Below are 26,536 nucleotides of genomic sequence, written 5' to 3'. Positions count from 1 at the left end.
AGCCTTCGTGACGATCTATTGTGTGTGGCAGCAGCCTCAACGCCCCTGCCGAGATTCCCGGACTTGCAGATATTGGAATGCCCGGCGGCGGCTCAGCATGATCACGACTAGCGCGTCGGCCCGAAAATCGGAATCGCCGACGCGTAGATTCAGAGTGTTGCAGCGTCCTTTGCGTGTCTGAAAAGACCTGCGGCGCTGTAGGCCCTATTCGAAAATTTCCGAGACGCTCGTCGCTGCGACCGCATTCCCTTGACGTCCTCCGATTGGAGGCCGCGGAGCCTCGGAACTCAGCAGTTTGCGAGCCAGGACGATCGAAACGTAGCACAGGCCGAATGTCGACGCCCATTGGCAAATCACCAGTATTGCCAAAGCGATGAGGTTCAGTTTTCCGTCCGAGAAGATGCTATCGGCTGCGAATGACATCGATGTTGCTGCCGTCATCAACATCAAAGCACCGATGAAGGGAAGAAACAGTCCGGCAAACAGCCGTAAAAAGGTCGGAACCAAGCCGTGTTTCCCCCGGCTGAAGGCAGCTGAAAGCCCGCTTTTAGAGCCCGTAATTCCGGCAATAGGCCAGGTTCCGACAAGGGCAAGGAGCAGCGGAAGGATCATTGCAATCACCGCAAGACATATGAGTAGAAATGTGTTCTTTGATAGAGAAGCGGCGCCGAAGGCGACAGGGGCGCCAATCCCGATTCCAATGACGACGAGAATGATAAGCAAGTTCTTCCAGATGTAGCCACCAAACCCACGCATGCCGCTGGTCAGGTTTGAAACTTTCCCGTCTCCATTTAATATTGCACTCTGAATGAAGAATCCAAAAGACAAAGAAACGAAAAATTGCGCTGAATTACTTTTGTTTCCGCCGCTGTAATCATCAAGAGCGACCAGTGCGCAATTGGCTGCAACAACAACACATACAAAAGACAGATTACGTCTTACAAAAGAAATCGCTTCACCTAACATTGCACCCCTGCCATCCCTCGCCTCTGGATGGAAGATATCGTCATTAAAACATGGTGCTGTCAAACGTTGAACTTTCTTTTCAGCAAGTTCCCGTAGCGAAACCCTGCAGAAGCCATCAATCGGCCGTGTCGAGGTGTGGCGACGGTACCGATTGACGTCCCGACGACCTAAGCAAGATTCCTGAATTTTTACCATGCGGCTTCACCGCGTCTTTGCACGTTTGGGTTTACCGTCTGCCAAACTAAAAAACAGAGGTAAAACAGGTGGAAGAACTTTCGGTAACGTCGAAGATCATCAAATCCGTCTATTTCAGCCAGGAAGACGGACGGCTCAGGATTTGTTTCAAGAATGGCGAGGAACGTCTATTTGCAGGTGTTCCCTCGTCGGAAGTGCACGCGATGACGGTGGCGCCGTCTCCCGGCCATTATTATCTCGACCGGATCAGAACCCGGTTTCGCAGATTGGCAGCCTGAAAAACCCGAAGGATAGCTTGTGCGAGATCGGGACGCGACCGGTGGATATTAACCGGCTGTTAGCCCTCGATATCATCTGGGTTGGATCGCCCCTGCCGGAAAGCGGCAACTTGTCGGCGCTGCCGGCCTGTTCAAGGTCGGCCAGCCGGGAGGCTCGGCGGCGGACCCCAGCCAGGAAGTCGAGCCTCCCCGTCACGGGTGCTCCTTGTGCGTGATGGCGAAGCGCATGAGCGGTTCTCGGACGCCGCTATGCTCTGCTAGTCTGATTGAGATGACCCGGCCGGTTGCGAACTAATCATCCCCCTGAACTAGCGAATTGGGGCTAATCCTGTGAAAAACCCGAATTGTCGCATCCGGACTCGACAATGCTTTATTAGCATGATTGCATAAGCCGGGATAAAGACGGGGGTAATGATGTTCGAGAATCTGCTTGAGATGCAGGAGCGTGGCGCACGGGACCGTGCGCGTGGCCGCAGTCTGGCCGACAATCCGATGTCGAAGCCGGATATCCTGCCGATCACCGATTTTCAGGAATGGTACTCGATGTTCGACGCCTGGCGCTTCGGTTGGTCGATCGAGGATGCGATGGCGGGACACATCAATATGCCCCGGGATGGCGGCACATTGGCCCAGATCTACACCAGAACGGTCTGATCGATCCTGTCCTCGGCGCCGAAGAATTTCAGGTAGCGTTCGACCTCGGCGGGTTCGCCGGTCGCCTTCTGCGGGTTGTCGGAGAGCTTCACCGCCGGACGGCCGTTGGCGTCGCTGACCTTGCAGACGACGGAGATCGGGTTGAGGCCGGAGATCTCGATCGGCGCGCAGCCGGAAAAATCATTCGTCAGGTTCGTGCCCCAGCCGAAGCTCATGCGCACGCGGCCTTCGAAATGCCGGTAGGTATCGATGATGGCGTCGACATCGAGGCCGTCGGAGAAGATCAGCAGCTTCTGGCGCGGATCGCGACCCATCTTCTTCCACCAGTCGATAATCTTCTCGCCGCCTTCGATCGGCGGGGCACTGTCCGGGCGGAAGCCGGTCCAGTCGGCGACCCATTCCGGCGCATCGCGCAGGAAGGCGGCGGTGCCGAAGGCATCCGGAAGCACGATCAGAAGGTTGCCGCCATAGAGCTTGTTCCAGTCGCGCAAGATCTTGTAGGGCGCGTTGCGCAACTGCTCGTCGGTTTCGGCAAGGGCGGCGGCCACCATCGGCAGCTCGTGGGCATTGGTGCCGACGGCCTCGAGATCGGAATCCATAGCCAGCAATACGTTACTGGTACCGGCAAAGGCCGGTCCGATACCTTCCTTCAGCGCCTCGACGCACCAGCGCTGCCAGAGGAAACTGTGACGGCGGCGGGTACCGAAATCGGAGATGCGTAAGCCCGGCAGTTCCTTCAGCCGTTCGACCTTCGACCACATCCTCGCCTTGGCGCGGGCATAGAGCACATCGAGGGTGAAGGGACCGAGCGCCTTCATCGCCGAGCGCGACCGCAGCTCGTTGACGATGGCAAGCGCCGGGATTTCCCACATGGTGGTTTCCTTCCACGATCCGTGGAAATCCAGCACATATTGCCCGTCCTTCTTCGACAGCTCGTATTCGGGCAGCTGGAAATTGGAAAGCCAGGCGAGGAATTCCGGTTCGAAGATCTGGGCGCGACCATAGAAACTGTTACCCGCAAGCCAGATCATCTCCTTCTTGGAGAGCCTCAGCGTGCGGGCATGATCGAGCTGCTCGCGCAATTCGCCTTCGTCGAGCTCCTCGGCCAGACGCACCCGCTTGGTGCGGTTAATGAGGGTGAAGGACGCGTTGACGTCTGGATAGAGCTTCCAGATCATCTGCAGCATCAAAAGCTTGTAGAAGTCGGTATCGATCAGGCTGCGGATGATCGGATCGAGCTTCCAGGCATGATTGTAGACGCGTCTTGCGATATCAGTCCTGGCCATGAAATTCCTGCCCCTGTCCACTCCGGTCAGGTGCTACCAAATTCCCGGGTACTGCCAAGTTCCGGGCCGGCGCACGAACCGGCTCGTGCGCCTTCTTATCGAAAAATCGGCGGCTAAAGTCCAGACAAAACAATAAACGTCCCGCAGCAGCACGGCTGCGGGACGTGAACATGGTTTTACTCACGATTATTGGGCCGGCGTTGCAGGCGCCACATTCGGGGCGGCCGGTGTGGTGTTCGGCGTTTCGGTTGGAACGGCAGTACCGTTCTGTAGCGCTGGCGCGGGGGCCGGAGCAGGTTGCTGCGACTGAAGCTGCTGGCCTGGCTGCTGCGGCGCCACCTCGTTCGCTTCGCGCTTGCCCCAAATCTCGACCGGTATCCAAACCACGAAGGCAAGCACCAGCGCGACGATCAGCACGGTCAGGATGCGATAACCCGTGCGTCCCTGCTTTGCCTTCACCGGCGGGATCAGCTCTTCCTTGTGAAGCTTGCCATCGGACTTTTCCCAGCGTGTTTCCGTCTGATGCGCCATCATCGTCTCCTTCCGCTGTTCTTAACGGGCCAATCCGGCCGCGAAGAATTTCCGCAAAAGAAACGGGTGGCTGTCTGGAAGGTTCCGAAAGCTCAATAGCCGGCGGCGCGGTCGACCATGAATTGCAGCGGCTCGCCACGCTCGAAACGGGCGATCTGCGTCTCGACATGACGGAACAGCGCGTTTTCTTCGGAAACGGCCGCATCGTGCGGCGTGAGGAAGACGTTCTGCAAGTCCCACAATGGGTTGTCTGATGCAAGCGGCTCCGCCTCGAAGACATCGAGCGAAGCGCCGCCGAGGGTACCGTTACGGATGGCGGAAACGATATCGGCCTCGACCTGGCTCTTGCCGCGGCCGGCATTGATGAAGACCGGTTGCCCCAGCGCGCCGTTGCGGCGCAGCTTCGCAAACAGCCCGGCGTTATAGAAACCTGATGTTTCAGGCGTCAGCGGCAGCAGGCCGACGAGGATGTCGGTGCTTGCGAGAAAGCTGTCCAACTCGCTGGCATCGAAAGTTTCGACGCCGTCGATCTGTTTGCGGCTGCGCGACCAGCCGATGACGTTAAAACCCATCACCCTCAGCTTGGCGGCGGCGTCCTGCCCGAGAATGCCGAGACCCATGACGCCGACCGTCACCTCAGCCGCCTCCGGCGCGATCAGCTTGGCCCATTCCCGTTGCCGCTGGTGGTTGTCATGGGCGTATTGCCCGCGCAGATGCATCAGGCATTGCATGACCACCCATTCGCTCATGCGGGTCGTCAGGCTGCGGTCGACGAAGCGGACGATCGGGATCTCGGGCAGGCCAGCCATGCCGATGATGTGGTCGACGCCGGCGCCGCCCGAGAAGATCGCCTTGAGGTTCGGCGCCCGCGCGAAAAGGTCGGCATCCGGTTTCCAGAGAAGCGCGTATTCGACCTCGCGGAGATCGCTGGCTCGATTGGCCGGATCGGCGAGATTGATGCTGCCGCGGTCGGCAAACGCCGTCTTCAGCACGCGGGCGACGCCTTCGGGATTGAACTTGATATCGACGAGAACGGGAGGACGGGCGGGCATGATCTTCTTTACTGCTGCACGGCGAGCGTCGGCACCGCCTCGATGTTGAAAGCGGCGGCCATCAGCGCCCTGGTGTAATCGTTCTTCGGCGCGCGGAAGATTTCCGAGGACGGTCCCTGCTCCACCACCTTGCCGAACCGCATGACGATGACGTCGTTGGCGAGCGCCTTCACCACCTTCAGGTCGTGGCTGATAAAGAGATAGGCGAGATCGTGCTTCTTCTGCAGATCGCGCAGGAGATCAACCACCTGCGCCTGGACGCTCATGTCGAGCGCGGAGGTCGGCTCGTCGAGCATGACGAAGCGCGGCTTCAGCACCATGGCCCGGGCGATGGCGATGCGCTGGCGCTGACCGCCGGAGAATTCGTGCGGATAACGCCAGCGGGTCAGGGGATCGAGACCCACCTCCTCCAGCGCCCAGCAGACGCGCTGGTCGCGTTCTTCTGATGTCAGCGACCGCTCATGCACCTTCAGCCCCTCGGCGACAATATCGCCGACCGACATGCGCGGGCTGAGCGATCCATAGGGATCCTGGAAGACGACCTGCAGCTGGTTGCGCAGCGGCCGCATCTCATTGAATGAATAGCCAGCTATGTCCTTGCCGACGAACGCGATCCGCCCTTGCGAGGAAATCAGCCGGGTGAGCGCCAGGCCGAGCGTGGTCTTGCCCGAGCCGGACTCGCCGACGACGCCGAGCGTCTGGCCGGCGCGCAGCGAAAGATCGATGCCGTCGACCGCCTTGACGTGATCGACGACACGGCGCATCAGCCCAGCCTTGATCGGGAACCAGACACGGATATCCGAACCTTCCATCACCATGGGTTTCGACGGATCGGCCAATGGCGGTTCGCCGCGCGGTTCGGAGGCGAGAAGGTGCCGGGTATATTCATGCTTCGGATTGGCGAAGACGTCCTCGACGGTGCCGGTTTCGACGATCCTGCCCTTGGTCATGACGCAGACGCGATCGGCGAATTTGCGCACAATGCCGAGATCATGAGTGATGAACAGCATCGACATGCCGTGGACGGCCTTCAACTGCCGCAGCAATTCGAGGATCTGCGCCTGCACGGTAACGTCGAGGGCGGTGGTCGGCTCGTCAGCGATCAGCAATTCCGGCCGGTTGGCGAGCGCCATGGCGATCATGACGCGCTGGCGCTGGCCGCCTGACAGTTCGTGCGGATAGGCCTTCAACCGCTTCTCCGGCTCGCGGATACCCACCTGGTTCAGCAATTCCAGCACGCGCAGGCGCGCCGGCTGGCCGGTGAGGCCTTGGTGGAGGGCGAGGATCTCGGCGATCTGCTTCTCGATCGTATGAAGCGGATTGAGCGAGGTCATCGGCTCCTGGAAGATCATGGTGATGTCGTTGCCGCGCACTTCACGCAGTTCCCGCTCCGACGCCTTCAGGAGGTCCTTGCCCTTGAAGAGGATTTCGCCGGAGGGATGGCTTGCCGAGGGATAAGGCAAAAGCCGCAGGATCGAGTTGGCCGAAACCGATTTGCCGGAGCCGGATTCGCCGACGAGGGCCACGACCTCGCCTTTGGCGATATCGAAGGAGATGTGATCGACGGCGAGCGAGGTTTCGCCGCCCTGATGAAAGGCAACCGAGAGATCGCGGACGGAAAGCAGCGGTTCTGTCATGTCACTCATTGAAACGTCTTCCTCGGATCGAAGGCATCGCGCACGGCTTCGCCGACGAAGATCAGCAGGGAAAGCATGATCGACATGGCAAAGAAGGCCGTCAGCCCGAGCCATGGCGCCTGCAGATTGGTCTTGCCCTGCGCGATCATCTCGCCGAGCGAGGGGGAGCCCGGCGGCATGCCGAAGCCGAGGAAATCGAGCGAGGTCAGCGTGGTGATCGAACCGGAGAGGATGAAAGGCAGGAAGGTCAGTGTCGCGACCATGGCGTTCGGCAACAGATGGCGCCACATGATGGTGCGATTGTTGACGCCGAGCGCGCGGGCGGCGCGGACATATTCGAAATTGCGGGCGCGCAGGAATTCGGCGCGCACGATGCCGACAAAACCGACCCAGGAGAAGAGCAGCATGATGCCCAGCAGCACGAAGAAGCCGGGCGGCAGGAGTGCGGCGATGATCAGCAGAATGTAGAGCACCGGCATCGACGACCAGATCTCGATGAAGCGCTGCAACAGCAGATCGGTCCAGCCGCCGAAATAACCCTGCACCGCACCCGCCGTTACGCCGATGATCGCTGAGCAGATGGTCAGCACCAGGCCGAAGAGCACCGATATGCGGAAGCCGTAGATGACACGTGCCAAGACGTCGCGGGCCTGGTCATCGGTGCCGAGCCAGTTGAGATTGCCGAGGGTGCAGTCCGGATCGTTCACCCCTTGCGGATAACCGGCACAGCGCTCCTCCTTCGTCATCAGCCAGAAGGGCGCGGTGGGCGCCGAATGCGGAATGTTGGAATTGACCGAGCGGTAGGAATAGCGGATCGGCGGCCAGATCATCCAGCCATTGGCATTGATCTCGTCGGCAATGACCGAGGAACGATAGTCGGTTTCGGCCAGGAAGCCGCCGAACTTCTCCTCGGGATAGTCGATGAGAACCGGAAGCAGGACCTCGCCCTTGTAGGAGGCGATGATCGGCCGGTCGTTGGCGATGAACTCGGCAAACAGGCTGAGGATAAACAGCAGCATGAACAGCCACAGCGACCAGTAACCGCGGCCGTTCGCCCGGAAATTCTGCCAGCGGCGGATATTGGTCGGCGAGAGCAGGCCCTTGCGCGGCGGCTTGACGGGCGTCGTGACAGCAGGATTTGCGGCGGCGTCCATCAGACATCCCTCCGCTCGAAATCGATGCGCGGATCGATCCAGGTGTAGATCAGGTCGGAAACCAGGCTGACGACGAGGCCGAGCAGCGAGAAGATGTAGAGCGTGGCGAAGACGATCGGGTAATCCCGGTTGATGACCGAGAGATAGCCGAGACGGCCGAGGCCATCCAGCGAGAAGATGTTTTCGATCAGCAGCGAGCCGGTGAAGAAAGCCGAAATGAAGGCGCCGGGAAAACCGGCAATGATGATTAGCATGGCGTTGCGGAAGACATGGCCATAGAGCACCTGCCGCTGGTTCAGGCCCTTGGCGCGGGCGGTGACGACATATTGCTTCTTGATCTCCTCGATGAAGGAGTTCTTGGTCAAAAGCGTCGTCGTCGCGAAGGCGGATAGGGAAAGCGAGATCAGCGGCAAGGTCAGGTGCCAGAAATAGTCGAGCGGCTTCTGCCACCAGGCAAGCTGGTCGAAATTGTCGGAGACCAGGCCGCGCAACGGAAACCAGTCGTAGAAGGAACCGCCGGCGAAAAGCACGATCAGAAGAATGCCGAACAGGAAGCTCGGGACGGCGTAGCCGACGACGATGACGCCCGACGTCCAGACATCGAAGGTCGATCCATCCTTGACCGCTTTGCGGATGCCGAGCGGGATGGAGATGGCATAGGAGAAGATCAGGATCCAGATGCCGAGCGAGATCGACACCGGCAGCTTCTCCTTGATGAGTTCGAGCACCGAGGTGTTGCGGAAGAAGCTTTCGCCGAAATCGAAGCGGATGTAATTCCACATCATCTCGCCAAAACGGGTCAGCGGCGGCTTGTCGAAGCCGAACTGCTTTTCGAGCTTGGCGATCAGTTCCGGATCGAGCCCCTGGGCACCGCGATATTTCGAGCCCTCGTCGCTGCCGCCGCCGCCGAGAAGATCACCACCGCCGGACAGGCGCTGGTCGGCACTATCGGCCTGACCGGTCAATTGGGCGATCACCTGCTCGACGGGACCGCCAGGCGCGAACTGAATGACGATGAAGGAAATCGCCATGATGCCGACGATGGTCGGGATCATCAAAAGCAGGCGGCGAAGAATATAGGCGCCCATCAGCCTTCAGCCTCCGGGAATGTTTTTCCTGCCTGCCTGCCGTCCAGTCTCATGCCGCTCAATCCGCCAGCCTTCCCTTGCCGGCCCTGCCGGCTTGTCGTGATTCGCTCGTGCCATTTGGAGCCGAGGGCCCCTGCATTGCAAGCCCGCTCATTTTACCGAGGTCGACCACCAGGCATCGGGGAAGCCAAGGCTGTAGGCCGGAAACTCGGCCGGATGCGTGACCGTGTTCCAATAGGCGATGTTATAAGTATCGCGGTAGAACAGCGGGATGACGTAGTGATTTGCAAGCAAGACCCGATCCATGGCCTTGATTGCTGCGATCTGCTCGTCGCGGTTCGGCGCGAAGATAATCATGCGAATGAGCTCATCAACGGCTTGGTTGGCTATGCCGGCATAATTGCGGGAACCCTGCTGATTGACCGAACCAGATCCCCAATAGTCGGCTTGTTCGTTGCCCGGATTCATGGTCTCCGCCCAGACATTCCAGATCATATCGTAGTCGAAGCTGCGTTCACGATTGACAGATTGCGACGCATCGACTGTCCGGATCCGCGCATCGATGCCGATTTTCCTGAGATTGTTGGCATAAGGCACCGCCCAGCGCTCCAACATGGGGCTCGACAACAGGATCTCGAAACTCATCGGCTGGCCGGTCTTGGTGTTGACCATCCGATTGCCCTTCAACTCCCAGCCGGCTTCTTTGAAAAGCGCAATCGCCTTGCGGAGGTTATCGCGGCTCTTCTGCGGATCGCCGCCGACGGGATTGGTATAGGGCGTGGTGAAGATTTCTGCCGGCACCTTATCCTTCATGCCCTGCAGAATTTCCAGTTCTCTACCCTGCGGCAGGCCGGAGGAGGCGAGTTCGGTATTCCAGAAATAGCTGTCGATGCGTTTGTAACTGTTAAAGGCAACGGTGCGGTTCAACTCTTCGAAATCCAGACCATAGTTCAGCGCCTCGCGGACCCTGATGTCCTTGAAGAGGTCACGTCGCATGTTGGGCACGAGAGCCTGCATGATGCCGGTGGCGCGCAGCGGGTTTGCAACCTCCTCTTTTTTGACACGTCCTTCCTTCACCGCGGGAAAATCATATCCCGTCGCCCAACGGGCAGCCGTGGTTTCCTGCCAGTAGTCGCTGTTGCCGGCGCGAAAGGCCTCGAACTCGACATCCCGATCGCCGAAATAGGTGTAGTTGACGTTGCGGAAATTGTTTTGGCCGACATTCACATTGAGGTCCTTGCCCCAATAGTCGTCACGTAGCTCATAGCGGATTGTCGCGCCGGGCGAGAAGGCAGCAATCTTGTAAGGTCCCGAACCCATCACGGGCTCGAGGGTCGTCTTTGAGATATCGCGTGGCTTGCCGTCCGGTCCCTGCCCCTCCCACCAATGTTTCGGCACGACCACCAACTGGCCAAGAATATTCGGGAGCTCCCGGTTGTTCTTCTCGTCGAAGGTGAAGGTGACGTCGCGATCGCCGGTCTTTTCGGCCTTGGCGACGTGGCGGTAATAGTTCGCCGTGAGGGGATTTAATTCCTTCGTCTTATCCAGACTGAAGATGACGTCTTCCGGCGTTACCGGCTGACCATCCGCCCATTTCGCTTCCTTGCGCAGGCGAAAGGTCGCGCTCGAGACGTCGGTGGGAAAAGACAATCCCTCGGCAAGCAGACCGTAGGAGACGAGGAGCTCGTCGTCGGCGGGCTTCATCAGCGTGTCGTAAACGAGCGTCAAGCCCACTGCCGCCTGGCCTTTGGCGAGCAGCGGGTTGAAGGTGTCGAAGGCGCCGCTTGCGGAGAGGCGCAGGTCTCCGCCTTTTGGTGCATCGGGATTGACGTAGTCGAAATGCGCAAAGCCCGGCTTGTACTTCATCTCGCTGATGACCGAGCTTCCGATCTGAAAGGGCTGGTCCTGACCCGTTGCCGTCATTGGTGCCAGAGCACCCGCAAGCGATAGAAACAAACCGATTTTCGACCACAGAGACGCCATTCACGCTTTCCCCTGATTATTGATGGGTCCGACAATACGAAAAATACGGGCGAAAAACAGGAGAGAGTTTGGTTTTTGCCGGGCTCGCGAAATTTTGAGCCATCGGGCCTGTGTCAGGGCGTCCCCTCTTCGAGCCGCCTTCGCAACATGCGGCGCAACTCTGCTACGAGGCGCGGGTCGCCGGCGCTATCGGGATCGTAGGCGGCGGCAACGACGATGCGCAGAAGCTCCAATATGAGGGCCGCAAGGAGATCCACATCGGGCTCCACCGGAGGATCGGCCCTCCTCAGCAGGGCGACAATGCTGGCCCGCATTTCGGCGCGTGAGCGTGTCTTGCGCTCCTTGGGAATGTCGCGCCTGGCCGCCAGAACAGGAAATTCCGGGAACTCTTCGATGAAACGCGCGAGCCTCGTAAAGACCGCATCGCCGATCTCGGCGGCAGTCATTCCCGCGGATTCGTCTTCGAGCACCGCCAGTGCCGCGTTGAAATGTTGCAGCCGATCGACATGCAGCGCCTCGGCGAGAAGCAGCTTCGTCGGAAAGAATTGATAAAGCGAGCCGATCGAGGAGCTGGCGGCGGCGGCGATTTCGGTCATCGTTGCGGCTTCGTAGCCTTTTTCAAGAAAGACCGCGGCGGCAGCTTCGAGCAGTGTGGCGACGCGCTCATGGCCGCGCTGGCGTTTCGGGATACGGGTCTGCGGCTCGGGGCTTGATTTTTGTGAGGCCTCCCTCATATTTTTCATTGTGAGGATATCCTCATATTTTATGGAGCCCTTTCATGCCGCTTTACGATCCCAAAACCACCGCGCTCATTTCCATCGATCTGCAAGGCCTCGTCCTTGGCCGGGCGCTGGCGCCCCATTCCGGCCAGCAGGTCATCGAAAACACCGCCGCCATCGCCACCAGCCTGAAGGCAGCCGGCGGAACGGTCATCCTCGTCACCGTCGGATTCTCCCCGGACTATGCCGATGCTGTCAACCAGCCGGCCGACGAGGCGCTGCACTTTCCGGAAGGCGGGCTGCCGGCCGCAGCCCTTGCGGTGCCGCCGGAGATTGCGGCCCTTGCCGCCGACGTCCATATCGTCAAGCATCACTGGAGCGCCTTTTTTGGCACCGAGATGGATCTGCAGTTGCGCCGCCGCGGCGTCAGGACGGTGATCCTTGCCGGCATCGCCACCAATTTCGGCGTCGAATCGACCATACGCGATGCCTTCGCGCATAACTACGCCGTCATCGCCGCCGAGGATGCGATGACCAGCTTTTCGCCTGAAATGCATGATTTTTCCTGCCGGTACATCCTGCCGCGGCTGGCGCGGATCCGGAAAACCGCGGAGATCGTCGCCAATGCCTGAGCCGCTGCGGCGATCCGTCACCGCCTTCCTCTCCCACCGCCAGCCAAAACATCGATTCACCAAAATCGCTTTTCACGATAGATTCGATCGCAAATCACTTCGGCAGCGGTTCAAGGGAACAGTATGGCTTTCGGCTTCGCTCAGGCTTTCAGGACATTCGGTAAACTGACGCTTGCCGGCGCAATCGGCGCAAGCCTTGCCGCCGGCGACGTCGGCGCGGAACAGAAGACGCCGAGCCCGGGCAGCGCCAAGGGGCAGTTCGGCGCCGTCAGCCTGCCGACGCAGGGACCGGCGCAGCCGATCGGCTTTTACGCGAAGGGCTGCATGACGGGTGCGGTGGCGCTGCCGACCGACGGGCCGACCTGGGAGGCGATGCGGCTTTCGCGCAATCGCCGCTGGGGCAATCCGGCGATGATCTCGCTGCTCGAACGTCTTTCTGAGGACGGGGTCAAATATGCCGGCTGGCCGGGCATTCTCGTCGGCGACATTGCGCAGCCGCGCGGCGGGCCGATGCTGAACGGCCATGCCTCGCATCAGATCGGTCTCGATGCCGACGTCTGGTTCACGCCGATGCCCGCACGCCGCATGACCGCCGAGGAGCGCGAGAACCTGCCCTTCACCACCATGTTGCAGAAGGACAAGTTCCTGACCGTCGACCCGAAGGTTTGGACGCAATCGCGCGCGCGGCTGCTGATGCTGGCGGCAAGCTATCCCGAGGTGGAGCGCATCTTCGTCAATCCGGCAATCAAGAAGAAGATGTGCGACACCTGGACGGGCGACCGCACCAATCTCGGCAAGCTCCGGCCGGAATACGGCCATGACTCGCATTTCCACATCCGCATCAAATGCCCGCCAGGTGCTGCGGGATGCACGCCGCAGGCCCCCGTCGTCGCCGGCGACGGCTGCGACAAGTCGCTCGCCTGGTGGTTCACACCGGCGCCCTGGGCACCGCCGAAGCCGCCGAAGCCCGGCGCCAAGCCGCCGAAGCCGCCGCGCGAGATGATGGTTTCCGACTTGCCCAAGGCCTGTGCCGCCGTGCTCGATGCTGCTTCCGTCGCCTCGATGCAGGCCGCCACCTATGGCGGACCTTCCGCTGCAAGCGCGCTCACCGCCGCGCCGGCAGCAGCGCCTGCCGCCGACGCCGACGGCGCTTTGCCCGATGTCGGCCCGGTTCCGAACGACAAGCCGGCGATACAATGAGCAAGGCCCGGGGTGCGTTGTCTTTCAAATCGCAAACTCTTGGTATAGAAGCCATCAAATCGATTGAATTGCTCGGGCGGAGGGGTTGATGGCCGGCGGCAGATGCCTTGCATTGATTGCGCATGACCAGAAGAAGGACGACATGGCGGATTTCGCCCGCGCCAACCGGGATATTCTCTCCCGATGGAAGATCGTCGCCACCGGCACGACCGGTGGGCGCGTGCTCGACGCCGCCCCCGATCTCGACGTCACGAGGCTGAAAAGCGGGCCACTCGGCGGCGACCAGCAGATCGGCGCGCTGATTTCGACCGGCGAGGTCGACGCCCTGATCTTCTTCGTCGACCCCTTGACGCCGATGCCGCACGATGTCGACGTGAAGGCATTGATGCGGCTGGCGATCGTCTATGATATTCCGATGGCGCTCAACCACGCGACCGCTATAAAACTTCTTCCCACACTCGAAGCCTGATCAGCACGGAACCGGCCATGCCAAAACTGAACAACAGCACCGCTCCGCTGCCTTTCCCGATCCTGATCGGCGATATCGGCGGCACGAATGCCCGTTTCTCCATCCTCACCGATGCCTATGCCGAGCCGAAACAGTTCCCGAACGTGCGCACGGCGGATTTCGCCACGATCGACGAAGCGATCCAGCATGGCGTGCTCGACAAGACCGCCGTACAGCCGCGCTCGGCGATCCTCGCCGTCGCCGGCCCGATCAATGACGACGAGATCCCGCTGACCAATTGCGACTGGGTGGTGCGGCCAAAGACGATGATCGAGGGCCTCGGCATGGAGGACGTGCTCGTCGTCAACGATTTCGAGGCACAGGCGCTGGCAATCGCCGCCCTTTCGGATGAAAACCGCGAACGCATCGGCGACGCCACCGGCGACATGATTGCCTCCCGCGTCGTGCTCGGACCGGGCACCGGCCTCGGCGTCGGCGGGCTCGTGCATGCCCAGCACAGCTGGATCCCGGTTCCCGGCGAAGGCGGCCATGTCGATCTCGGACCGCGCAGCAAGCGCGACTATCAAATCTTCCCGCATATCGAGACGATCGAAGGCCGCGTTTCGGCCGAGCAGATCCTCTGCGGGCGCGGCCTCGTCAATCTCTACCATGCCATCTGCATTGTCGACGGCATCCAGCCGACGATGAAGGATCCCGCCGACATCACTTCGCACGCGCTTGCCGGCAGCGACAAGGCAGCCATAGAGACCGTCTCGCTGTTTGCCACCTATCTCGGCCGCGTGGCGGGCGACATGGCGATGGTGTTCATGGCGCGCGGCGGCGTGTATCTCTCCGGCGGCATCTCGCAGAAGATCATCCCGGCGCTGAAGAAGCCGGAATTCCGCATCGCCTTCGAGGACAAGGCGCCGCATACGGCGCTGCTTCGGACCATCCCGACCTATGTGGTGACACATCCGCTGGCAGCGCTTGCCGGGCTTTCCTCCTATGCGCGCATGCCGGCGAATTTCGGCGTCTCGACGGAAGGCCGCCGCTGGCGGCGTTAAGCCTGGCGCGCAAAGAAATACAGCGTTCTTGGCGCGTCCTGGCGGACGCGCGGCGCTCTAGCCAAACCAGTCCCAACTCTTTATAGACCCCGGCAAAAGTGCGCGTCGTCATCGCGGGGCGCTTGGTCCGAGACAGGAAATCCTATTTGGAAGCGGCGGAAAGCAGAACGCAGGGCGTCAGCAGCGATACCGTAACCGGCATCCTGAAGCGAATCATCGCTGAAAACGGCCGCGATCATCTGTGGGGCTATGTCTTTGCGATCGCCTGCCTCATCGTGGTGGCGCTTTCGACGGCGTTCACCGCCTGGATCATGCGGGCGATCATCGACGAGGCCTTCGCCAATCGGCGCGCCGACGTCGTCTGGATCATCTGTCTTTCGATCTTCATCGCCTTCGTGCTGCGCGGTTTTGCGAGCTATGGTCAGGCGGTGGCGCTTTCCAGGGTCGGCAACGATATCGTCGCCCGCTACCAGCGCCGGCTCTATGCGCATCTGATGACGCTTTCGGTCGGCTTCTTCAGCGAGGCGCGCTCTGCCCATATCGCCGCGCAGGTGAGCCAGAACGTCAGCGGCATCCGCGACGTGCTCAACCTGACGATCACCTCGACGGTGCGCGACCTTTTGACTTTCGTTTCGCTGCTCGCCGTGATGATCATCCAGGATCCGCTGCTCAGCCTTGCCGTGTTCATCATGGCGCCGCCGTTGCTTTATGCACTGCGCTATGTTTCGAAGCGGCTGCGCTCGGCGACCCGCGAGGCCGTGCATCTGAACAGCCATGTTCTCGGCGCCATGCAGGAGACGATCCAGGGCATCGCCATCGTGAAAGCCTTCACGATGGAAGAAGAACTGGAAGGCAAGGTCAACAAACTCATCAAGGGGGCCGAAAGCCGGGCCAACCGGATTGCCCGGCTTTCCGAACGCACATCTCCTTTGACGGAGAGTTTCGCGGGCTTTGCCGTCGCCAGCGTGCTTGCCTATGCCGCCTACCGCTCGATCTACTTCAATGTGCCACCCGGCGCCTTCTTCTCCTTCGTCACGGCGCTGCTGCTTGCCTATGACCCGGCCCGCCGGCTTGCCCGTCTGCAGGTGCAGATGGAGCGCGCCGTCGTCAATGCGCGGATGATCTACGAGTTGCTCGACATGGAACCGCGCCAGCGCGACCTGCCGGATGCCCGGCCGCTGACGGTGACGCAGGCAAGGATCGAATTCCGCAATGTTTCCTTCGCCTACGGCAATGAGAGCGTACTCAGCGGCGTCAGTTTCACCGCCGAGGGCGGCGCGACCACGGCGCTGGTCGGGCCCTCCGGCGCCGGCAAATCCACCGTCATCAGCCTCATTCCGCGCTTCTATGATCCGCGCGAAGGCGAAATCCTGATCGACGGGCAGGACATCGCCCACATCACCAAGAAGTCGCTGCGCCAGCAGCTCGCCTATGTCTCGCAGCAGCCCTATCTGTTCGAGGGTACGATCCGCGACAATATCCGCTATGGACGGCCGGAAGCGACCGATGCCGAGGTGGAAGAGGCGGCGCGGCTTGCCTATGCGCATGATTTCATCTCAGCACAGCCGCAAGGTTACGAGACGCCGGTCGGCGAAAACGGCGTGACGCTTTCGGGCGGCCAGCGCCAGCGGCTGTCGATCGCCCGCGCTTTGGTGCGCAATGCGCCGATCCTGCTTCTCGATGAGGCGACCTCGGCCCTCGACACCGAATCCGAGGCCGCCGTGCAGAAGGCGCTCGACGGAGCGATGAGCGGACGCACCGTCGTCGTCATCGCCCACCGGCTTTCGACCGTGGTGCGCGCCGACAAGATCGTCGTCATGCAGCAGGGCCGCGTCGTCGAGGAAGGCAATCACGAGACGCTTGCGAAGGTCAGCGACGGTCTTTACGCTCGCCTCAACAACCTGCAGAGGCCTTCGGCCTCCGATTCAAACTGATCTGGTGAGACTGACATGAGCGATGCTGCGATGAAACTGGTGGTGGTTGGCGCAGCCGGACGCATGGGGCAGACGCTGATCCGGCTCATCCATTCCATCGAAGGTGTCACGCTACATGCCGCGGTCGAGCGTGCCGGCTCGCCCTTCGTCGGCAAGGATGCCGGCGAGATCGCCGGTCTCGGCCCGACCGGCGTCATCATCAGCGACGATCCGCTCAACGCCTTTCTCGATGCCGAAGGCGTGCTCGACTTCACCTCGCCCGCTGCAACAGTGGAATTCTCAGGCCTCGCCGCGCAGGCCCGCATCGTCCATGTCATCGGCACGACGGGCTGTTTGCCCGATGACAATGCCAAGATCGCCGCGGCGGCCCGCCATGCCCGCATCGTCAAGTCGGGCAATATGAGCCTTGGGGTCAATCTGCTCAGCGTGCTCGCAGAGCAGGCAGCGCGTGCGCTTGATCCTGATGACTGGGATATCGAGATCCTGGAAATGCACCACAAGCACAAGGTAGATGCACCTTCCGGCACCGCCCTTCTCTTCGGCGAGGCCGCGGCAAAGGGGCGCAGCATCGATCTGGCTTCGAAGTCGGTCCGGGTGCGCGACGGCCATACCGGCGCCCGCGAAGCGGGCACCATCGGCTTTGCGACCCTGCGCGGCGGCTCAGTCATCGGCGAACATTCGGTGCTTTTTGCCGGAGAAGGTGAAATCGTCACCCTATCGCACAGTGCGGCCGACCGCTCGATCTTTGCGCGCGGCGCCATCAAGGCGGCCCTTTGGGCGCGCGACAAGAAGCCGGGTCTCTATTCCATGCTCGACGTGCTCGGGCTCTCTTCCTCATAACGATACTACGGAGGCATATTCATGAGCGGTACCCTCGTCCTCGTTCGCCACGGCCAGAGTGACTGGAACCTGAAGAATCTCTTCACCGGCTGGAAGGATCCCGATCTGACCGAGCTCGGCGTCCAGGAAGCCAATGCAGGCGGAGCGGCGCTCGCCGAATACGGAATCAAATTCGACGTCGCCTATACCTCGGTGCTGGTGCGTGCGCAGCACACGCTGAAGCTGATCCTCGACAAGGTCGGCCAGCCTGATCTCCTGACCATCCGCGACCAGGCGCTGAACGAGCGCGACTACGGCGATCTCTCCGGCCTCAACAAGGATGATGCGCGCGCCAAATGGGGCGAGGAACAGGTGCATATCTGGCGCCGCTCCTATGACGTGCCGCCTCCCGGCGGTGAAAGCCTGCGCGACACCGGTGCCCGCGTCTGGCCCTACTACCTCACCGAAATCCTGCCGCGCGTGCTCAGAGGCGAGAAGGTGCTGGTTGCCGCGCACGGCAATTCGCTGCGCTCGCTGGTGATGGTGCTCGACAAGCTGAGCCGCGAAGGCGTGCTCGCCCTCAATCTCGCGACCGGCGTGCCGATGGTCTACAAGCTGAAAGCGGATTCCACCGTCGCTTCCAAGGAAGTGCTCGGCGACATGTCGGGCGCACATTGATCTCAGTTGATCTTTCCCCGCTTCGGCGGGGAAAGGCACTCAGTTCTCGATGGTGAACTGTACCCGGTCGGCCGCGAAGCGGCTGATCGAATATTGCACTGGCACACCCTCAAGATCGGTATTCATCGCCTTGGCGATCAGCAGGATCGCGCCAGGAGTGAGTTCGAGGTCGGCCATATCGGCGGCACTCGCATGGGCGGCCGTTACCTCGGTCGTCGCCCGGACATAATCCGGCAGGCCGAGGTCGGCGAAAGCCTTGGTGATCGATTCCCCCGTCCGGTAAGCCGCACCGATACCGGCAAAGCGCTCGGCGGGAAACCAGCTCGTCGCCCTTGAAACCGGCCGCTTGTCTGCCTGGCGCAATGTTTCCAGGCGGATCACCTGTTCTCCCGGCTTCAGGCCCAGCCAGCGGGCGATCTCGGCACTCGCTTCCTCCTGCGCCTCATCGAGCAGCAGACCGCGCATTTCACGCGCCTGATCGCCGATGCCGGCGGTGAAGCGCGTGCGCCTGGTGATCGGGAAATTCAGCCGCTCCTTGCGCTCGATCAGCGTGCCGCGACCTTGTACCGCACGGACGATACCCTCCTGCGCCAGCGCCGCCAGCGCACTGCGCACCGTATGCCGGTTGACGCCGAATTGCAGCGCCAACATGGTTTCCGGCGGCACCATTCCCGTTTCGTCATAGGCTCCCGTGCTGATCGCCTCGCGAATCCGATCGGCGATCTGGCGCCAGAGCGCCACGCCGGTTTGCCTTTGCACCTGCTTCAATCCTGCCATTCCACCCCTGCCCGCCATTTCACGCCTTCTGCTACAGCGTCCTTTGCGCGTCTTAAAAGGCGCGCGGCGCTGCAGGATGTCACACGCTTGTCACGACATCGATTTAGAGCTAAGTGTATCTTGTATGGTTGTCTATATCAATAGACATTTTAAGGGAAGCGGCGATGATATCAGCGGACAGGAAAGACGCTGCGTCACAGACGGCATCCGGGCGCAAACGCGCCGCCGATCTGCTGGCGCGTGCGGAACGCAGCGAACTCTCAGCGGTCTTCGATGCGCTGCCGCAAAAGCCTGTGGCCCATCAGGTGCGCGGACCGGAGACCGGGCTGGTGATGGTGCGCGGACGCATCGGCGGCGGCGGCGCTCCGTTCAATCTGGGCGAAGTGACCGTGACGCGGGCCACGGTCCGGCTCGACACCGGCTCGGTCGGCCATGCACAGGCGCTCGGCACCGACCGCGAGAAGGCCAGGCTTGCGGCGATCTTCGACGCGCTCTGGCAAGAGGACGCGACCAAGGATTTCGTCGAACAGGCACTGCTTTTACCGATCGCCGAACGGATCGCCGATGCCGGACGCCGCAAGGCGGATGAGACGGCGGCAACCCGTGTCGATTTCTTCACCATGGTGCGGGGAGACAACTGATGGGCCTGAACACAGAAGCTCTGACCGGTGGCTTTGCCGAGCCGGTCTTCCATGCCCAGAGCGTCTTCAAGATGCTGATGGACGGCATGGCCCGCCCCGGCACGATCCAGACCGTTCAGCCCAATGTCGCTCCGCCGGCACCGCTCGGCATCGCCGCCGGCACGATCGCGCTGACGCTTTGCGACCACGACACGCCCGTCTGGCTTTCCCAGGGACTGGTGAAATCGGCCGTGCCGGAGTGGCTCGGCTTCCACACCGGCGCGCCGTTGACCAGCGAGAAGGCCGAGGCGCGTTTTGCCTTCGCCGAGGCCGGCACCGCACTTTCCTCCTTCGGCCTCTTTGCATCAGGCACGCAGGAATATCCCGACCGCTCGACGACTGTTGTCATCGAACTCGCAGAACTCGAGGGCGGCCGCAGGCTGGCGCTGATGGGTCCGGGCATCCAGAGCGTGACGGAGATCGCGCCTATCGGCCTGCCGGAGACCTTCCTGCGGCTCTGGACCGAGAACCGTGCGCTCTTTCCGCGCGGCGTCGACATCGTGCTGACGGCGGGCAGGCGTTTCCTCTGCCTGCCGCGCACCACCAAGATCACAGCAACGGAGATCTGAGCTCATGTATGTTGCCGTCAAGGGTGGCGAGGCCGCCATCGCCAATGCCCACCGCCTGCTCGCCGACCGCCGCCGCGGCGACCGTTCGCTGCCGGCGATCGGCATCGAACAGATCGTGGCGCAGCTGGCGCTCGCCGTCGACCGCGTCATGGCCGAGGCCTCGCTTTTCGACCGCACGCTCGCAGCGCTCGCCATCCGCCAATCACGCGGCGATATGATCGAGGCGATCTTCCTGCTGCGCGCCTACCGCACGACGCTGCCGCGTTTCGGCTATTCCAGGCCTCTCGACACGGCTGATATGACGATCGAACGCCGCATCTCGGCGACCTACAAGGATCTGCCGGGCGGCCAGCTTCTCGGCCCGACCTTCGACTATACCCACCGGCTGCTCGACCCCTCGCTGCTTTCGGACGAGGCGGTCGAGACGCCCGCCCAGCGCGCCGCCGAGACCGGCCGCGTCATGCGCGTCTCCGAAATCCTCGGCGAGGAAGGCCTGATCGAGGCCGACGGCGACATGCCGGAAGATCACGAAATCGGCGACCTGACCCGCGAGCCGATGGAATTCCCGATGACCCGGGATCTCCGCCTGCAGGCGCTTGCCCGTGGCGACGAGGGCTTCCTGCTGGCGCTCGGTTATTCCACCCAGCGCGGCTATGGCCGCAACCACCCCTTCACCGGTGAAATCCGCATCGGCGACGTCGAGGTGGAATTCGACGTGCCGGAACTCGGTTTCGCCGTCTCGCTCGGCACGATCCAGATCACCGAATGCCAGATGGTCAACCAGTTCAAGGGTTCGGCCAAGGCGCCGCCGCAATTCACCCGCGGCTACGGCCTGGTCTTCGGCCAGAGCGAGCGCAAGGCGATGGCGATGTCGCTGGTCGACCGGGCGCTTCGCGCCGAAGAGCTCGGCGAGGATATCACCGCGCCGGCACAGGACGAGGAATTCGTCATCTCGCACTCCGACAACGTCCAGGCGACGGGCTTCGTCGAGCATCTGAAGCTTCCGCATTATGTGGACTTCCAGGCCGAACTCGATCTCGTCCGCCGCATGCGCCGCGAATTCGAAGCCGCCCGCAACGGTGGCGAAGACATGAAGGAAGCCGCCGAATGACCGATCTGGCCAGCTACAACTTCGCCTATCTCGACGAACAGACCAAACGGATGATCCGCCGCGCGATCCTGAAGGCAATCGCCATTCCGGGTTACCAGGTGCCCTTCGCCTCGCGCGAAATGCCGATGCCCTACGGCTGGGGCACCGGCGGTGTGCAGGTGACGGCCTCGATCATCGGACCGGACGACGTGCTGAAGGTCATCGACCAGGGTGCCGACGACACGACCAACGCCGTTTCCATCCGCGCCTTCTTCCAGAAGGTCGCCAATGTCGCAGTGACGACGCATACCCAGGATGCGACGATCATCCAGACGCGCCACCGCATTCCCGAAGAAAAGCTCGGGGTCGGGCAGGTGCTCGTCTACCAGGTGCCGATCCCCGAGCCGCTGCGCTTCCTCGAGCCGCGCGAGACCGAGACCCGCAAGATGCATGCGCTCGAAGAATACGGCCTCATGCATGTGAAGCTCTACGAGGACATCGCCCATAACGGCCGCATCTCGCGGACTTACGCCTATCCGGTGAAGGTCCATGGCCGCTATGTCATGGACCCGTCGCCGACGCCGAAATTCGACAATCCGAAGATGCATATGTCGGACGCGCTGCAGCTCTTCGGCGCCGGACGCGAGAAGCGCATCTATGCGGTTCCGCCCTATACCGACGTCGTCAGCCTGGATTTCGAGGATTACCCCTTCGATATCCAGCGCTTCGATAAACCCTGCGCCCTTTGCGGCGCCGAGGATGTCTATCTCGACGAGGTGGTTCTCGACGACAAGGGCGGGCGGATGTTCGTCTGCTCCGACACCGATCATTGCGAAGACCGCCGCGCGCACGGACATGCCGGCGAGATGCTGGCCCGGGAGGCTGCAGAATGAGCGATACCCCGCTTCTCAAAGTCCATGACGTTTCGAAATTCTACGGCAACCGCATCGGCTGCCGCGACGTCTCCTTCGAGCTCTGGCCCGGCGAAGTGCTCGCCATCGTCGGCGAGTCCGGCTCCGGCAAGACGACGCTGCTCAACTGCCTCTCCACCCGGCTGCTGCCGAGCACCGGCAGCGTCGAATATCACATGCGAGACGGCAGCTACCGCGACCTCTATCGTATGAACGAGGCCGAGCGGCGCTTCCTGATGCGCACCGACTGGGGCTTCGTGCACCAGAACCCGGCCGACGGCCTGCGCATGACGGTGTCGGCTGGCGCCAATGTCGGCGAACGGCTGATGGCGATCGGCGACCGGCACTACGGCAAGATCCGCGCTTCGGCGATCGACTGGCTCGAACGTGTCGAGATCGACGCCGACCGCATCGACGACCAGCCCCGCGCCTTTTCCGGCGGCATGCGCCAGCGACTGCAGATCGCCCGCAACCTCGTCACCGGACCGCGCCTCGTCTTCATGGACGAGCCGACCGGCGGCCTCGACGTCTCGGTGCAGGCGCGCCTGCTCGATCTCGTACGCGGTCTCGTCAATGATCTCGGCCTCTCGGCCATCATCGTCACCCACGATCTCGCCGTCGCCCGCCTGCTCTCGCACCGGATGATGGTGATGAAGGACGGCTACGTTATCGAACACGGGCTCACCGACCGCGTGCTCGACGACCCGCGCGAACCCTATACGCAGCTGCTCGTCTCCTCGATCCTGCAGGTCTGAGGTCCGAAACAAGGAAGAAGAAATCATGGCAACGCCTCTCGTCGTTTCCGAAGTCTCGAAGAGCTTCACCATGCATCTGCGCGACGGCATCAAGCTACCCGTCGTCTCCGATGTCGCCTTCTCGGTCGCATCGGGCGAATGCGTCGTGCTCGGTGGCCCATCGGGCATCGGCAAGAGCTCGCTGCTCAAGATGATCTACGGCAACTATGCCGTCGACACCGGCCAGATCCTCATCCGCCACGACGGACGCATCGTCGATCTCGCCTCCACCGATCCGCGCACGGTGCTCAACGTGCGGCGCAATACGCTTGGCTATGTCAGCCAGTTCCTGCGCACCGTGCCACGCGTCGCGGCGATCGACGTGGTTGCCGAACCGCTGGTGGCACGCGGCGAGGGCGCCGCCACGGCACGGGAAAAGGCGGGCGCCCTGCTTGCCAGGCTCAATCTGCCGGAAACGCTCTGGCAGCTTCCGCCCGCCACCTTCTCCGGCGGCGAGCAGCAACGCGTCAACATCGCGCGCGGCTTCATCACCGAGCACACGATCCTGCTTCTCGACGAACCCACAGCCTCGCTCGATGCCAGGAACCGTGCCGTCGTCGTCGGCATGATCGCGGAAAAGAAGAAGGCAGGGGTGGCCCTTCTCGGCATCTTCCACGACGAAGAGGTGCGCGAAGCCGTCGCCGACCGCATCCTCGACGTCCAGCAATTCTCACCCAGAAAGATCGCTGCATGAGCCGCAAGCTGGGTATCGAGCCCTATTTTCATGAGACGACATCCGTCAGCGATTCCACCTTCGGACGCTATACGGAGGTCTCGGAACGCTGCCGCATCAGCGAGGCCACGTTCGGCGACTATTCCTACATCATGCAGGACGGCTCCGTCTGGTGTGCGACGATCGGCAAGTTCGTCAATATCGCCGCCGCCGTGCGCATCAACGCCACCAACCATCCGACCTGGCGCGCGACGCTGCATCATTTCACCTATCGCGCCGCCGACTACTGGCCGGACGGCGACATGGAGACGGAGTTCTTCGCCTGGCGGCGCGCAAACCGCGTGACGATCGGCAACGATGTCTGGATCGGCCACGGGGCAACGATCCTGCCCGGCGTCAACGTCGGCAACGGCGCGGTGATCGGGGCTGGCGCCGTCGTCTCGAAGGACGTTGCGCCCTATACGATCGTCGGCGGCGTGCCGGCCAAGCTCATCCGCGAGCGCTTTCCAAGAGAGGTCGGCGAACGGATGGACAGGCTTTCCTGGTGGGACTGGGAGCACGACCGGCTGCGCCAGGCGCTCCAGGATTTCCGCAACCTGAGCGCGGAAGATTTCCTGTCCCGTTACGACGGTTAAACCCCCGATATAGGGGCGGAGAATTGTGACAGGACTTACACAAATATGACATGCGGGGTTCATCAAGCGGGACTAATGCGATGCTGACCAAGGCCTGGATCGCAAGGGAAGAGCATGATGTTCGAGCTGAAGAATGTCACACGTCGTTTCGGAAAAAAGCTCGCCGTCGATTCCGTCACGCTCGCCATTCCTCAGGGCCAGATGGTCGGCATCATCGGCCGCTCCGGCGCCGGCAAGTCGACGTTGCTGCGCATGATCAACCGCCTTCAGGAGCCGAGCTCCGGCTCCATCCATTTTGCCGGCGTCGAGGTTTCCGGGCTTCGCGGCAAGGCGTTGCGCAACTGGCAGCGCGACTGCGCGATGATCTTCCAGCAGTTCAACCTGGTGCCGCGCCTCGACGTTCTCACCAATGTCATGCTCGGCCGCCTCAACCATCGCTCGACGCTTATGAGCCTGCTCAACATCTTCACCCGCGAGGAACGCGTGCATGCCATCGCGGCACTCGAACGCCTCGGCATCGAGCAGACGGCGTTGCAGGCAGCCGGCACGCTTTCCGGCGGCCAGCAGCAGCGCGTGGCGATCGCCCGCGCGCTGATGCAGAACCCGAAGATGGTTCTCGCCGACGAACCGATCGCCTCGCTCGATCCGCTGAACGCCAAGATCGTCATGGATGCGCTGCGCGATATTAACGAGCGTGAGGGCATCACCGTCGTCACCAACCTTCACACGCTCGACACCGCCCGCAACTATTGTGAGCGCATCGTCGGCATGGCCGGCGGCCGCGTCGTCTTCGACGGCAAGCCCTCGGAGCTGACCACCGAAGCGGTGAAGGAAATCTACGGGACGGACAAGGACGGCGCCGGCATCGACGAAACGGTGACCTCGACATCGATCAATATCGCCCCCGAACGGGCAGACAATCAATCCGCCGGCACACAGCCGCTGGCGCTGGCCGGCCTCTGAGAGGCGGCTGCGATCGAGCGCCCGCGTCAAGGGCACACTTCTTCGTAACGGGAAGGCCGGGGACACCGGTCAATAGGAGAGAACATGTTGAAGAAAGCACTCTTTGCGGCAACGGCGCTCTTCGCGCTCGCCGGCGCTGCCAATGCTACAGATCTCAAGGAATTCCGCATCGGCATCCTCGGCGGCGAAAACGAAACCGACCGCCTGCGCAACTATGCCTGCCTTGCCGACCACCTGAAGCAGGAATTCGGCTTCGAGAAGGTTTCGCTCTTCCCGGCCGCCGACTATGACGGCGTGATCCAGGGCCTGCTCGGTGGCACGCTCGACTTCGCCGAACTCGGCGCCTCCGGCTATGCCGCCGTCTACATCAAGGATTCGAAGGCTGTCACGCCGATCCTGACGACGCAGCAGAAGGACGGCTCGACGGGTTATTACTCGATCGGCCTCGCTCTGAAGTCCTCCGGCATCAAGTCCATCAAGGACGCCAAGGGCAAGAAGCTCGGCTACGCCGATCCGGATTCCACCTCGGGCTACCTCGTTCCGCTGACGCAGATCCCGAAGGACACCGGCGCACCGAACGACAAGTTCTTCGCCTCGACCCAGTTCAACGGCGGCCACGAGAACAACCTTCTCGCTGCTTATGACGGCAAGGTCGATATTGCCGTCGATGACAGCTCGGGCATCGGCGACTTCAAGGACGGTTACACCTCCGGCACCTTCCGCAAGGAAGTCGACAAGGGCGCCGTCGATCCGAACAAGCTGGTCGAAGTATGGCGTTCGCCGCTGATCCCGAACGGCCCGCTCGTCGTTCGCAACGCTCTCGGCGAAGAGTGGCAGACGAAGCTTGCAGCCTTCTTCACGGCTCTGCCGGAAAAGGATCACAAGTGCTTCGCAGCTATCGAAGGCGGCGACTACAAGGGTTACGCCCCCGTGAAGCACGACTTCTACAATGCCGTCGTCGACGTCCGTAAAGCTGCCATCGGCGGCTGATCGAGCCGTTTCGAATGGGGGCGGCCGGCAACGGCCGCCCTCTATCTTTTGACTACAGCGCCGCGCGTCCTAGACGCGCAAAGGACGCTGCAGCACTTTGAATTGCTGCATAATTCTATCCTCAAATCGATTCCGA

28 protein-coding genes are annotated in these 26,536 nt (G+C 61.8%); 18 read left to right on the top strand and 10 right to left on the bottom strand.

The window, feature by feature from the left end; all coding sequences use genetic code 11:
• Positions 1-204: 204 nt before the first annotated feature.
• On the bottom strand, positions 205-1,161 hold the full coding sequence (locus tag CUJ84_RS23320; RefSeq protein WP_245457504.1) for a hypothetical protein: 957 nt from the start codon (positions 1,159-1,161) through the stop codon (positions 205-207).
• A 68-nt stretch (positions 1,162-1,229) separates the two neighbouring features.
• Here CUJ84_RS23320 and CUJ84_RS23315 point away from each other — a divergent pair, with 68 nt between their 5' ends.
• Together CUJ84_RS23315 and CUJ84_RS23310 are read left to right on the top strand one after the other, a co-directional pair.
• Complete coding sequence (locus CUJ84_RS23315) at positions 1,230-1,439, top strand: KTSC domain-containing protein (protein ID WP_105007890.1); 210 nt, start codon at positions 1,230-1,232, stop codon at positions 1,437-1,439.
• A gap of 414 nt (positions 1,440-1,853) precedes the next feature.
• Positions 1,854-2,093 (top strand): CrpP-related protein, encoded by a 240-nt coding sequence (locus CUJ84_RS23310; RefSeq protein ID WP_105008289.1) that lies wholly within the window; start codon positions 1,854-1,856, stop codon positions 2,091-2,093.
• Here the strand turns inward: CUJ84_RS23310 and pncB are convergent.
• The 8 genes from pncB to CUJ84_RS23270 all read right to left on the bottom strand — a co-directional run bounded on the left by pncB (position 2,075) and on the right by CUJ84_RS23270 (position 11,567).
• Complete coding sequence (gene pncB / locus CUJ84_RS23305; protein ID WP_105007889.1) at positions 2,075-3,379, bottom strand: nicotinate phosphoribosyltransferase; 1,305 nt, start codon at positions 3,377-3,379, stop codon at positions 2,075-2,077. The two genes, CUJ84_RS23310 and pncB, sit on opposite strands and share 19 nt — an antisense overlap.
• A 186-nt stretch (positions 3,380-3,565) precedes the next feature.
• Positions 3,566-3,913 carry a hypothetical protein gene (locus tag CUJ84_RS23300; protein WP_197727777.1) on the bottom strand — a complete coding sequence of 116 codons (348 nt, stop codon included), beginning with the start codon at positions 3,911-3,913 and terminating at the stop codon, positions 3,566-3,568.
• Between the two features lie 89 nt (positions 3,914-4,002).
• Complete coding sequence (locus CUJ84_RS23295) at positions 4,003-4,962, bottom strand: 2-hydroxyacid dehydrogenase (protein WP_105007887.1); 960 nt, start codon at positions 4,960-4,962, stop codon at positions 4,003-4,005.
• Positions 4,963-4,970: 8 nt separating this feature from the next.
• On the bottom strand, positions 4,971-6,608 hold the full coding sequence (locus CUJ84_RS23290; protein ID WP_105007886.1) for an ABC transporter ATP-binding protein: 1,638 nt from the start codon (positions 6,606-6,608) through the stop codon (positions 4,971-4,973).
• Positions 6,605-7,753, bottom strand: coding sequence for an ABC transporter permease (locus CUJ84_RS23285; RefSeq protein ID WP_105007885.1), 1,149 nt, complete (start codon positions 7,751-7,753; stop codon positions 6,605-6,607). Before CUJ84_RS23285 ends, CUJ84_RS23290 begins: the two co-directional genes overlap by 4 nt.
• Positions 7,753-8,841 (bottom strand): microcin C ABC transporter permease YejB, encoded by a 1,089-nt coding sequence (locus CUJ84_RS23280; RefSeq protein ID WP_105007884.1) that lies wholly within the window; start codon positions 8,839-8,841, stop codon positions 7,753-7,755. The genes CUJ84_RS23285 and CUJ84_RS23280 overlap by 1 nt, the downstream gene beginning before the upstream one ends.
• A gap of 150 nt (positions 8,842-8,991) precedes the next feature.
• On the bottom strand, positions 8,992-10,824 hold the full coding sequence (locus tag CUJ84_RS23275; RefSeq protein ID WP_105007883.1) for an extracellular solute-binding protein: 1,833 nt from the start codon (positions 10,822-10,824) through the stop codon (positions 8,992-8,994).
• 113 nt (positions 10,825-10,937) lie between these two features.
• Positions 10,938-11,567, bottom strand: coding sequence for a TetR/AcrR family transcriptional regulator (locus tag CUJ84_RS23270; RefSeq protein ID WP_105007882.1), 630 nt, complete (start codon positions 11,565-11,567; stop codon positions 10,938-10,940).
• Positions 11,568-11,602: 35 nt separating this feature from the next.
• On the opposite strand from CUJ84_RS23270, the gene CUJ84_RS23265 reads away from it, so the two are divergent.
• From CUJ84_RS23265 to CUJ84_RS23235, 7 genes are all read left to right on the top strand, one after another.
• Positions 11,603-12,175 (top strand): hydrolase, encoded by a 573-nt coding sequence (locus CUJ84_RS23265; protein ID WP_105007881.1) that lies wholly within the window; start codon positions 11,603-11,605, stop codon positions 12,173-12,175.
• A gap of 123 nt (positions 12,176-12,298) precedes the next feature.
• Positions 12,299-13,375, top strand: coding sequence for a penicillin-insensitive murein endopeptidase (mepA, locus tag CUJ84_RS23260; protein WP_105007880.1), 1,077 nt, complete (start codon positions 12,299-12,301; stop codon positions 13,373-13,375).
• Between the two features lie 88 nt (positions 13,376-13,463).
• On the top strand, positions 13,464-13,844 hold the full coding sequence (locus CUJ84_RS23255; protein WP_105007879.1) for a methylglyoxal synthase: 381 nt from the start codon (positions 13,464-13,466) through the stop codon (positions 13,842-13,844).
• Between the two features lie 17 nt (positions 13,845-13,861).
• Positions 13,862-14,887 carry a glucokinase gene (locus CUJ84_RS23250; RefSeq protein ID WP_018482160.1) on the top strand — a complete coding sequence of 342 codons (1,026 nt, stop codon included), beginning with the start codon at positions 13,862-13,864 and terminating at the stop codon, positions 14,885-14,887.
• Between the two features lie 146 nt (positions 14,888-15,033).
• Positions 15,034-16,821 carry an ABC transporter ATP-binding protein gene (locus tag CUJ84_RS23245; RefSeq protein ID WP_105007878.1) on the top strand — a complete coding sequence of 596 codons (1,788 nt, stop codon included), beginning with the start codon at positions 15,034-15,036 and terminating at the stop codon, positions 16,819-16,821.
• 15 nt (positions 16,822-16,836) lie between these two features.
• Positions 16,837-17,661 carry a 4-hydroxy-tetrahydrodipicolinate reductase gene (gene dapB / locus CUJ84_RS23240; RefSeq protein ID WP_105007877.1) on the top strand — a complete coding sequence of 275 codons (825 nt, stop codon included), beginning with the start codon at positions 16,837-16,839 and terminating at the stop codon, positions 17,659-17,661.
• Positions 17,662-17,682: 21 nt separating this feature from the next.
• On the top strand, positions 17,683-18,318 hold the full coding sequence (locus CUJ84_RS23235; RefSeq protein WP_062943103.1) for a 2,3-bisphosphoglycerate-dependent phosphoglycerate mutase: 636 nt from the start codon (positions 17,683-17,685) through the stop codon (positions 18,316-18,318).
• 39 nt (positions 18,319-18,357) lie between these two features.
• Here CUJ84_RS23235 and phnF read toward each other — a convergent pair whose 3' ends face one another.
• A complete protein-coding gene (phnF, locus tag CUJ84_RS23230; protein ID WP_105007876.1) occupies positions 18,358-19,095 on the bottom strand; it encodes a phosphonate metabolism transcriptional regulator PhnF in 738 nt (245 codons plus the stop codon).
• Positions 19,096-19,259: 164 nt separating this feature from the next.
• Between phnF and phnG the strand changes: the two genes are divergently transcribed.
• From phnG to phnD, 9 genes are all read left to right on the top strand, one after another.
• Positions 19,260-19,736 carry a phosphonate C-P lyase system protein PhnG gene (phnG, locus tag CUJ84_RS23225; RefSeq protein ID WP_105007875.1) on the top strand — a complete coding sequence of 159 codons (477 nt, stop codon included), beginning with the start codon at positions 19,260-19,262 and terminating at the stop codon, positions 19,734-19,736.
• The gene (phnH, locus tag CUJ84_RS23220) at positions 19,736-20,344 is read left to right on the top strand and encodes a phosphonate C-P lyase system protein PhnH (RefSeq protein WP_105007874.1); all 609 of its coding nucleotides are present in this window, start codon (positions 19,736-19,738) and stop codon (positions 20,342-20,344) included. Before phnG ends, phnH begins: the two co-directional genes overlap by 1 nt.
• Before the next feature lie 4 nt (positions 20,345-20,348).
• Complete coding sequence (locus tag CUJ84_RS23215; RefSeq protein WP_105007873.1) at positions 20,349-21,455, top strand: carbon-phosphorus lyase complex subunit PhnI; 1,107 nt, start codon at positions 20,349-20,351, stop codon at positions 21,453-21,455.
• Complete coding sequence (locus CUJ84_RS23210; protein ID WP_003555834.1) at positions 21,452-22,327, top strand: alpha-D-ribose 1-methylphosphonate 5-phosphate C-P-lyase PhnJ; 876 nt, start codon at positions 21,452-21,454, stop codon at positions 22,325-22,327. The genes CUJ84_RS23215 and CUJ84_RS23210 overlap by 4 nt, the downstream gene beginning before the upstream one ends.
• A complete protein-coding gene (gene phnK, locus CUJ84_RS23205) occupies positions 22,324-23,100 on the top strand; it encodes a phosphonate C-P lyase system protein PhnK (protein WP_003544413.1) in 777 nt (258 codons plus the stop codon). Before CUJ84_RS23210 ends, phnK begins: the two co-directional genes overlap by 4 nt.
• Before the next feature lie 25 nt (positions 23,101-23,125).
• The gene (gene phnL, locus CUJ84_RS23200) at positions 23,126-23,833 is read left to right on the top strand and encodes a phosphonate C-P lyase system protein PhnL (protein ID WP_105007872.1); all 708 of its coding nucleotides are present in this window, start codon (positions 23,126-23,128) and stop codon (positions 23,831-23,833) included.
• Positions 23,830-24,447 carry a DapH/DapD/GlmU-related protein gene (locus CUJ84_RS23195; RefSeq protein WP_105007871.1) on the top strand — a complete coding sequence of 206 codons (618 nt, stop codon included), beginning with the start codon at positions 23,830-23,832 and terminating at the stop codon, positions 24,445-24,447. Before phnL ends, CUJ84_RS23195 begins: the two co-directional genes overlap by 4 nt.
• A gap of 117 nt (positions 24,448-24,564) precedes the next feature.
• Positions 24,565-25,410, top strand: coding sequence for a phosphonate ABC transporter ATP-binding protein (phnC, locus tag CUJ84_RS23190; RefSeq protein ID WP_105007870.1), 846 nt, complete (start codon positions 24,565-24,567; stop codon positions 25,408-25,410).
• Between the two features lie 84 nt (positions 25,411-25,494).
• Positions 25,495-26,400: a phosphonate ABC transporter substrate-binding protein gene (gene phnD, locus CUJ84_RS23185; protein WP_105007869.1), complete on the top strand. Its 906-nt coding sequence runs from the start codon at positions 25,495-25,497 to the stop codon at positions 26,398-26,400.
• Positions 26,401-26,536: the final 136 nt, after the last annotated feature.

It is taken from the genome of Rhizobium leguminosarum (assembly GCF_002953715.1).
Taxonomy (GTDB): domain Bacteria; phylum Pseudomonadota; class Alphaproteobacteria; order Rhizobiales; family Rhizobiaceae; genus Rhizobium; species Rhizobium leguminosarum_V.
The sequence above is the reverse complement of the archived record's forward strand: the minus strand, read 5'-3'. Positions and strand labels throughout refer to the sequence as shown.

Bases quoted from the DNA above. Each gene is read 5' to 3' on its own strand.
- CUJ84_RS23320 (WP_245457504.1), bottom strand. From the start codon at position 1,161: ATGGTAAAAATTCAGGAATCTTGCTTAGGTCGTCGGGACGTCAATCGG.
- CUJ84_RS23310 (WP_105008289.1), top strand. From the start codon at position 1,854: ATGTTCGAGAATCTGCTTGAGATGCAGGAGCGTGGCGCACGGGACCGT.
- pncB (WP_105007889.1), bottom strand. From the start codon at position 3,379: ATGGCCAGGACTGATATCGCAAGACGCGTCTACAATCATGCCTGGAAG.
- CUJ84_RS23300 (WP_197727777.1), bottom strand. From the start codon at position 3,913: ATGATGGCGCATCAGACGGAAACACGCTGGGAAAAGTCCGATGGCAAG.
- CUJ84_RS23295 (WP_105007887.1), bottom strand. From the start codon at position 4,962: ATGCCCGCCCGTCCTCCCGTTCTCGTCGATATCAAGTTCAATCCCGAA.
- CUJ84_RS23290 (WP_105007886.1), bottom strand. From the start codon at position 6,608: ATGAGTGACATGACAGAACCGCTGCTTTCCGTCCGCGATCTCTCGGTT.
- CUJ84_RS23285 (WP_105007885.1), bottom strand. From the start codon at position 7,753: ATGGACGCCGCCGCAAATCCTGCTGTCACGACGCCCGTCAAGCCGCCG.
- CUJ84_RS23280 (WP_105007884.1), bottom strand. From the start codon at position 8,841: ATGGGCGCCTATATTCTTCGCCGCCTGCTTTTGATGATCCCGACCATC.
- CUJ84_RS23275 (WP_105007883.1), bottom strand. From the start codon at position 10,824: ATGGCGTCTCTGTGGTCGAAAATCGGTTTGTTTCTATCGCTTGCGGGT.
- CUJ84_RS23270 (WP_105007882.1), bottom strand. From the start codon at position 11,567: ATGAAAAATATGAGGGAGGCCTCACAAAAATCAAGCCCCGAGCCGCAG.
- CUJ84_RS23265 (WP_105007881.1), top strand. From the start codon at position 11,603: ATGCCGCTTTACGATCCCAAAACCACCGCGCTCATTTCCATCGATCTG.
- mepA (WP_105007880.1), top strand. From the start codon at position 12,299: ATGGCTTTCGGCTTCGCTCAGGCTTTCAGGACATTCGGTAAACTGACG.
- CUJ84_RS23255 (WP_105007879.1), top strand. From the start codon at position 13,464: ATGGCCGGCGGCAGATGCCTTGCATTGATTGCGCATGACCAGAAGAAG.
- CUJ84_RS23250 (WP_018482160.1), top strand. From the start codon at position 13,862: ATGCCAAAACTGAACAACAGCACCGCTCCGCTGCCTTTCCCGATCCTG.
- dapB (WP_105007877.1), top strand. From the start codon at position 16,837: ATGAGCGATGCTGCGATGAAACTGGTGGTGGTTGGCGCAGCCGGACGC.
- CUJ84_RS23235 (WP_062943103.1), top strand. From the start codon at position 17,683: ATGAGCGGTACCCTCGTCCTCGTTCGCCACGGCCAGAGTGACTGGAAC.
- phnF (WP_105007876.1), bottom strand. From the start codon at position 19,095: ATGGCAGGATTGAAGCAGGTGCAAAGGCAAACCGGCGTGGCGCTCTGG.
- phnG (WP_105007875.1), top strand. From the start codon at position 19,260: ATGATATCAGCGGACAGGAAAGACGCTGCGTCACAGACGGCATCCGGG.
- phnH (WP_105007874.1), top strand. From the start codon at position 19,736: ATGGGCCTGAACACAGAAGCTCTGACCGGTGGCTTTGCCGAGCCGGTC.
- CUJ84_RS23215 (WP_105007873.1), top strand. From the start codon at position 20,349: ATGTATGTTGCCGTCAAGGGTGGCGAGGCCGCCATCGCCAATGCCCAC.
- CUJ84_RS23210 (WP_003555834.1), top strand. From the start codon at position 21,452: ATGACCGATCTGGCCAGCTACAACTTCGCCTATCTCGACGAACAGACC.
- phnK (WP_003544413.1), top strand. From the start codon at position 22,324: ATGAGCGATACCCCGCTTCTCAAAGTCCATGACGTTTCGAAATTCTAC.
- phnL (WP_105007872.1), top strand. From the start codon at position 23,126: ATGGCAACGCCTCTCGTCGTTTCCGAAGTCTCGAAGAGCTTCACCATG.
- CUJ84_RS23195 (WP_105007871.1), top strand. From the start codon at position 23,830: ATGAGCCGCAAGCTGGGTATCGAGCCCTATTTTCATGAGACGACATCC.
- phnC (WP_105007870.1), top strand. From the start codon at position 24,565: ATGTTCGAGCTGAAGAATGTCACACGTCGTTTCGGAAAAAAGCTCGCC.
- phnD (WP_105007869.1), top strand. From the start codon at position 25,495: ATGTTGAAGAAAGCACTCTTTGCGGCAACGGCGCTCTTCGCGCTCGCC.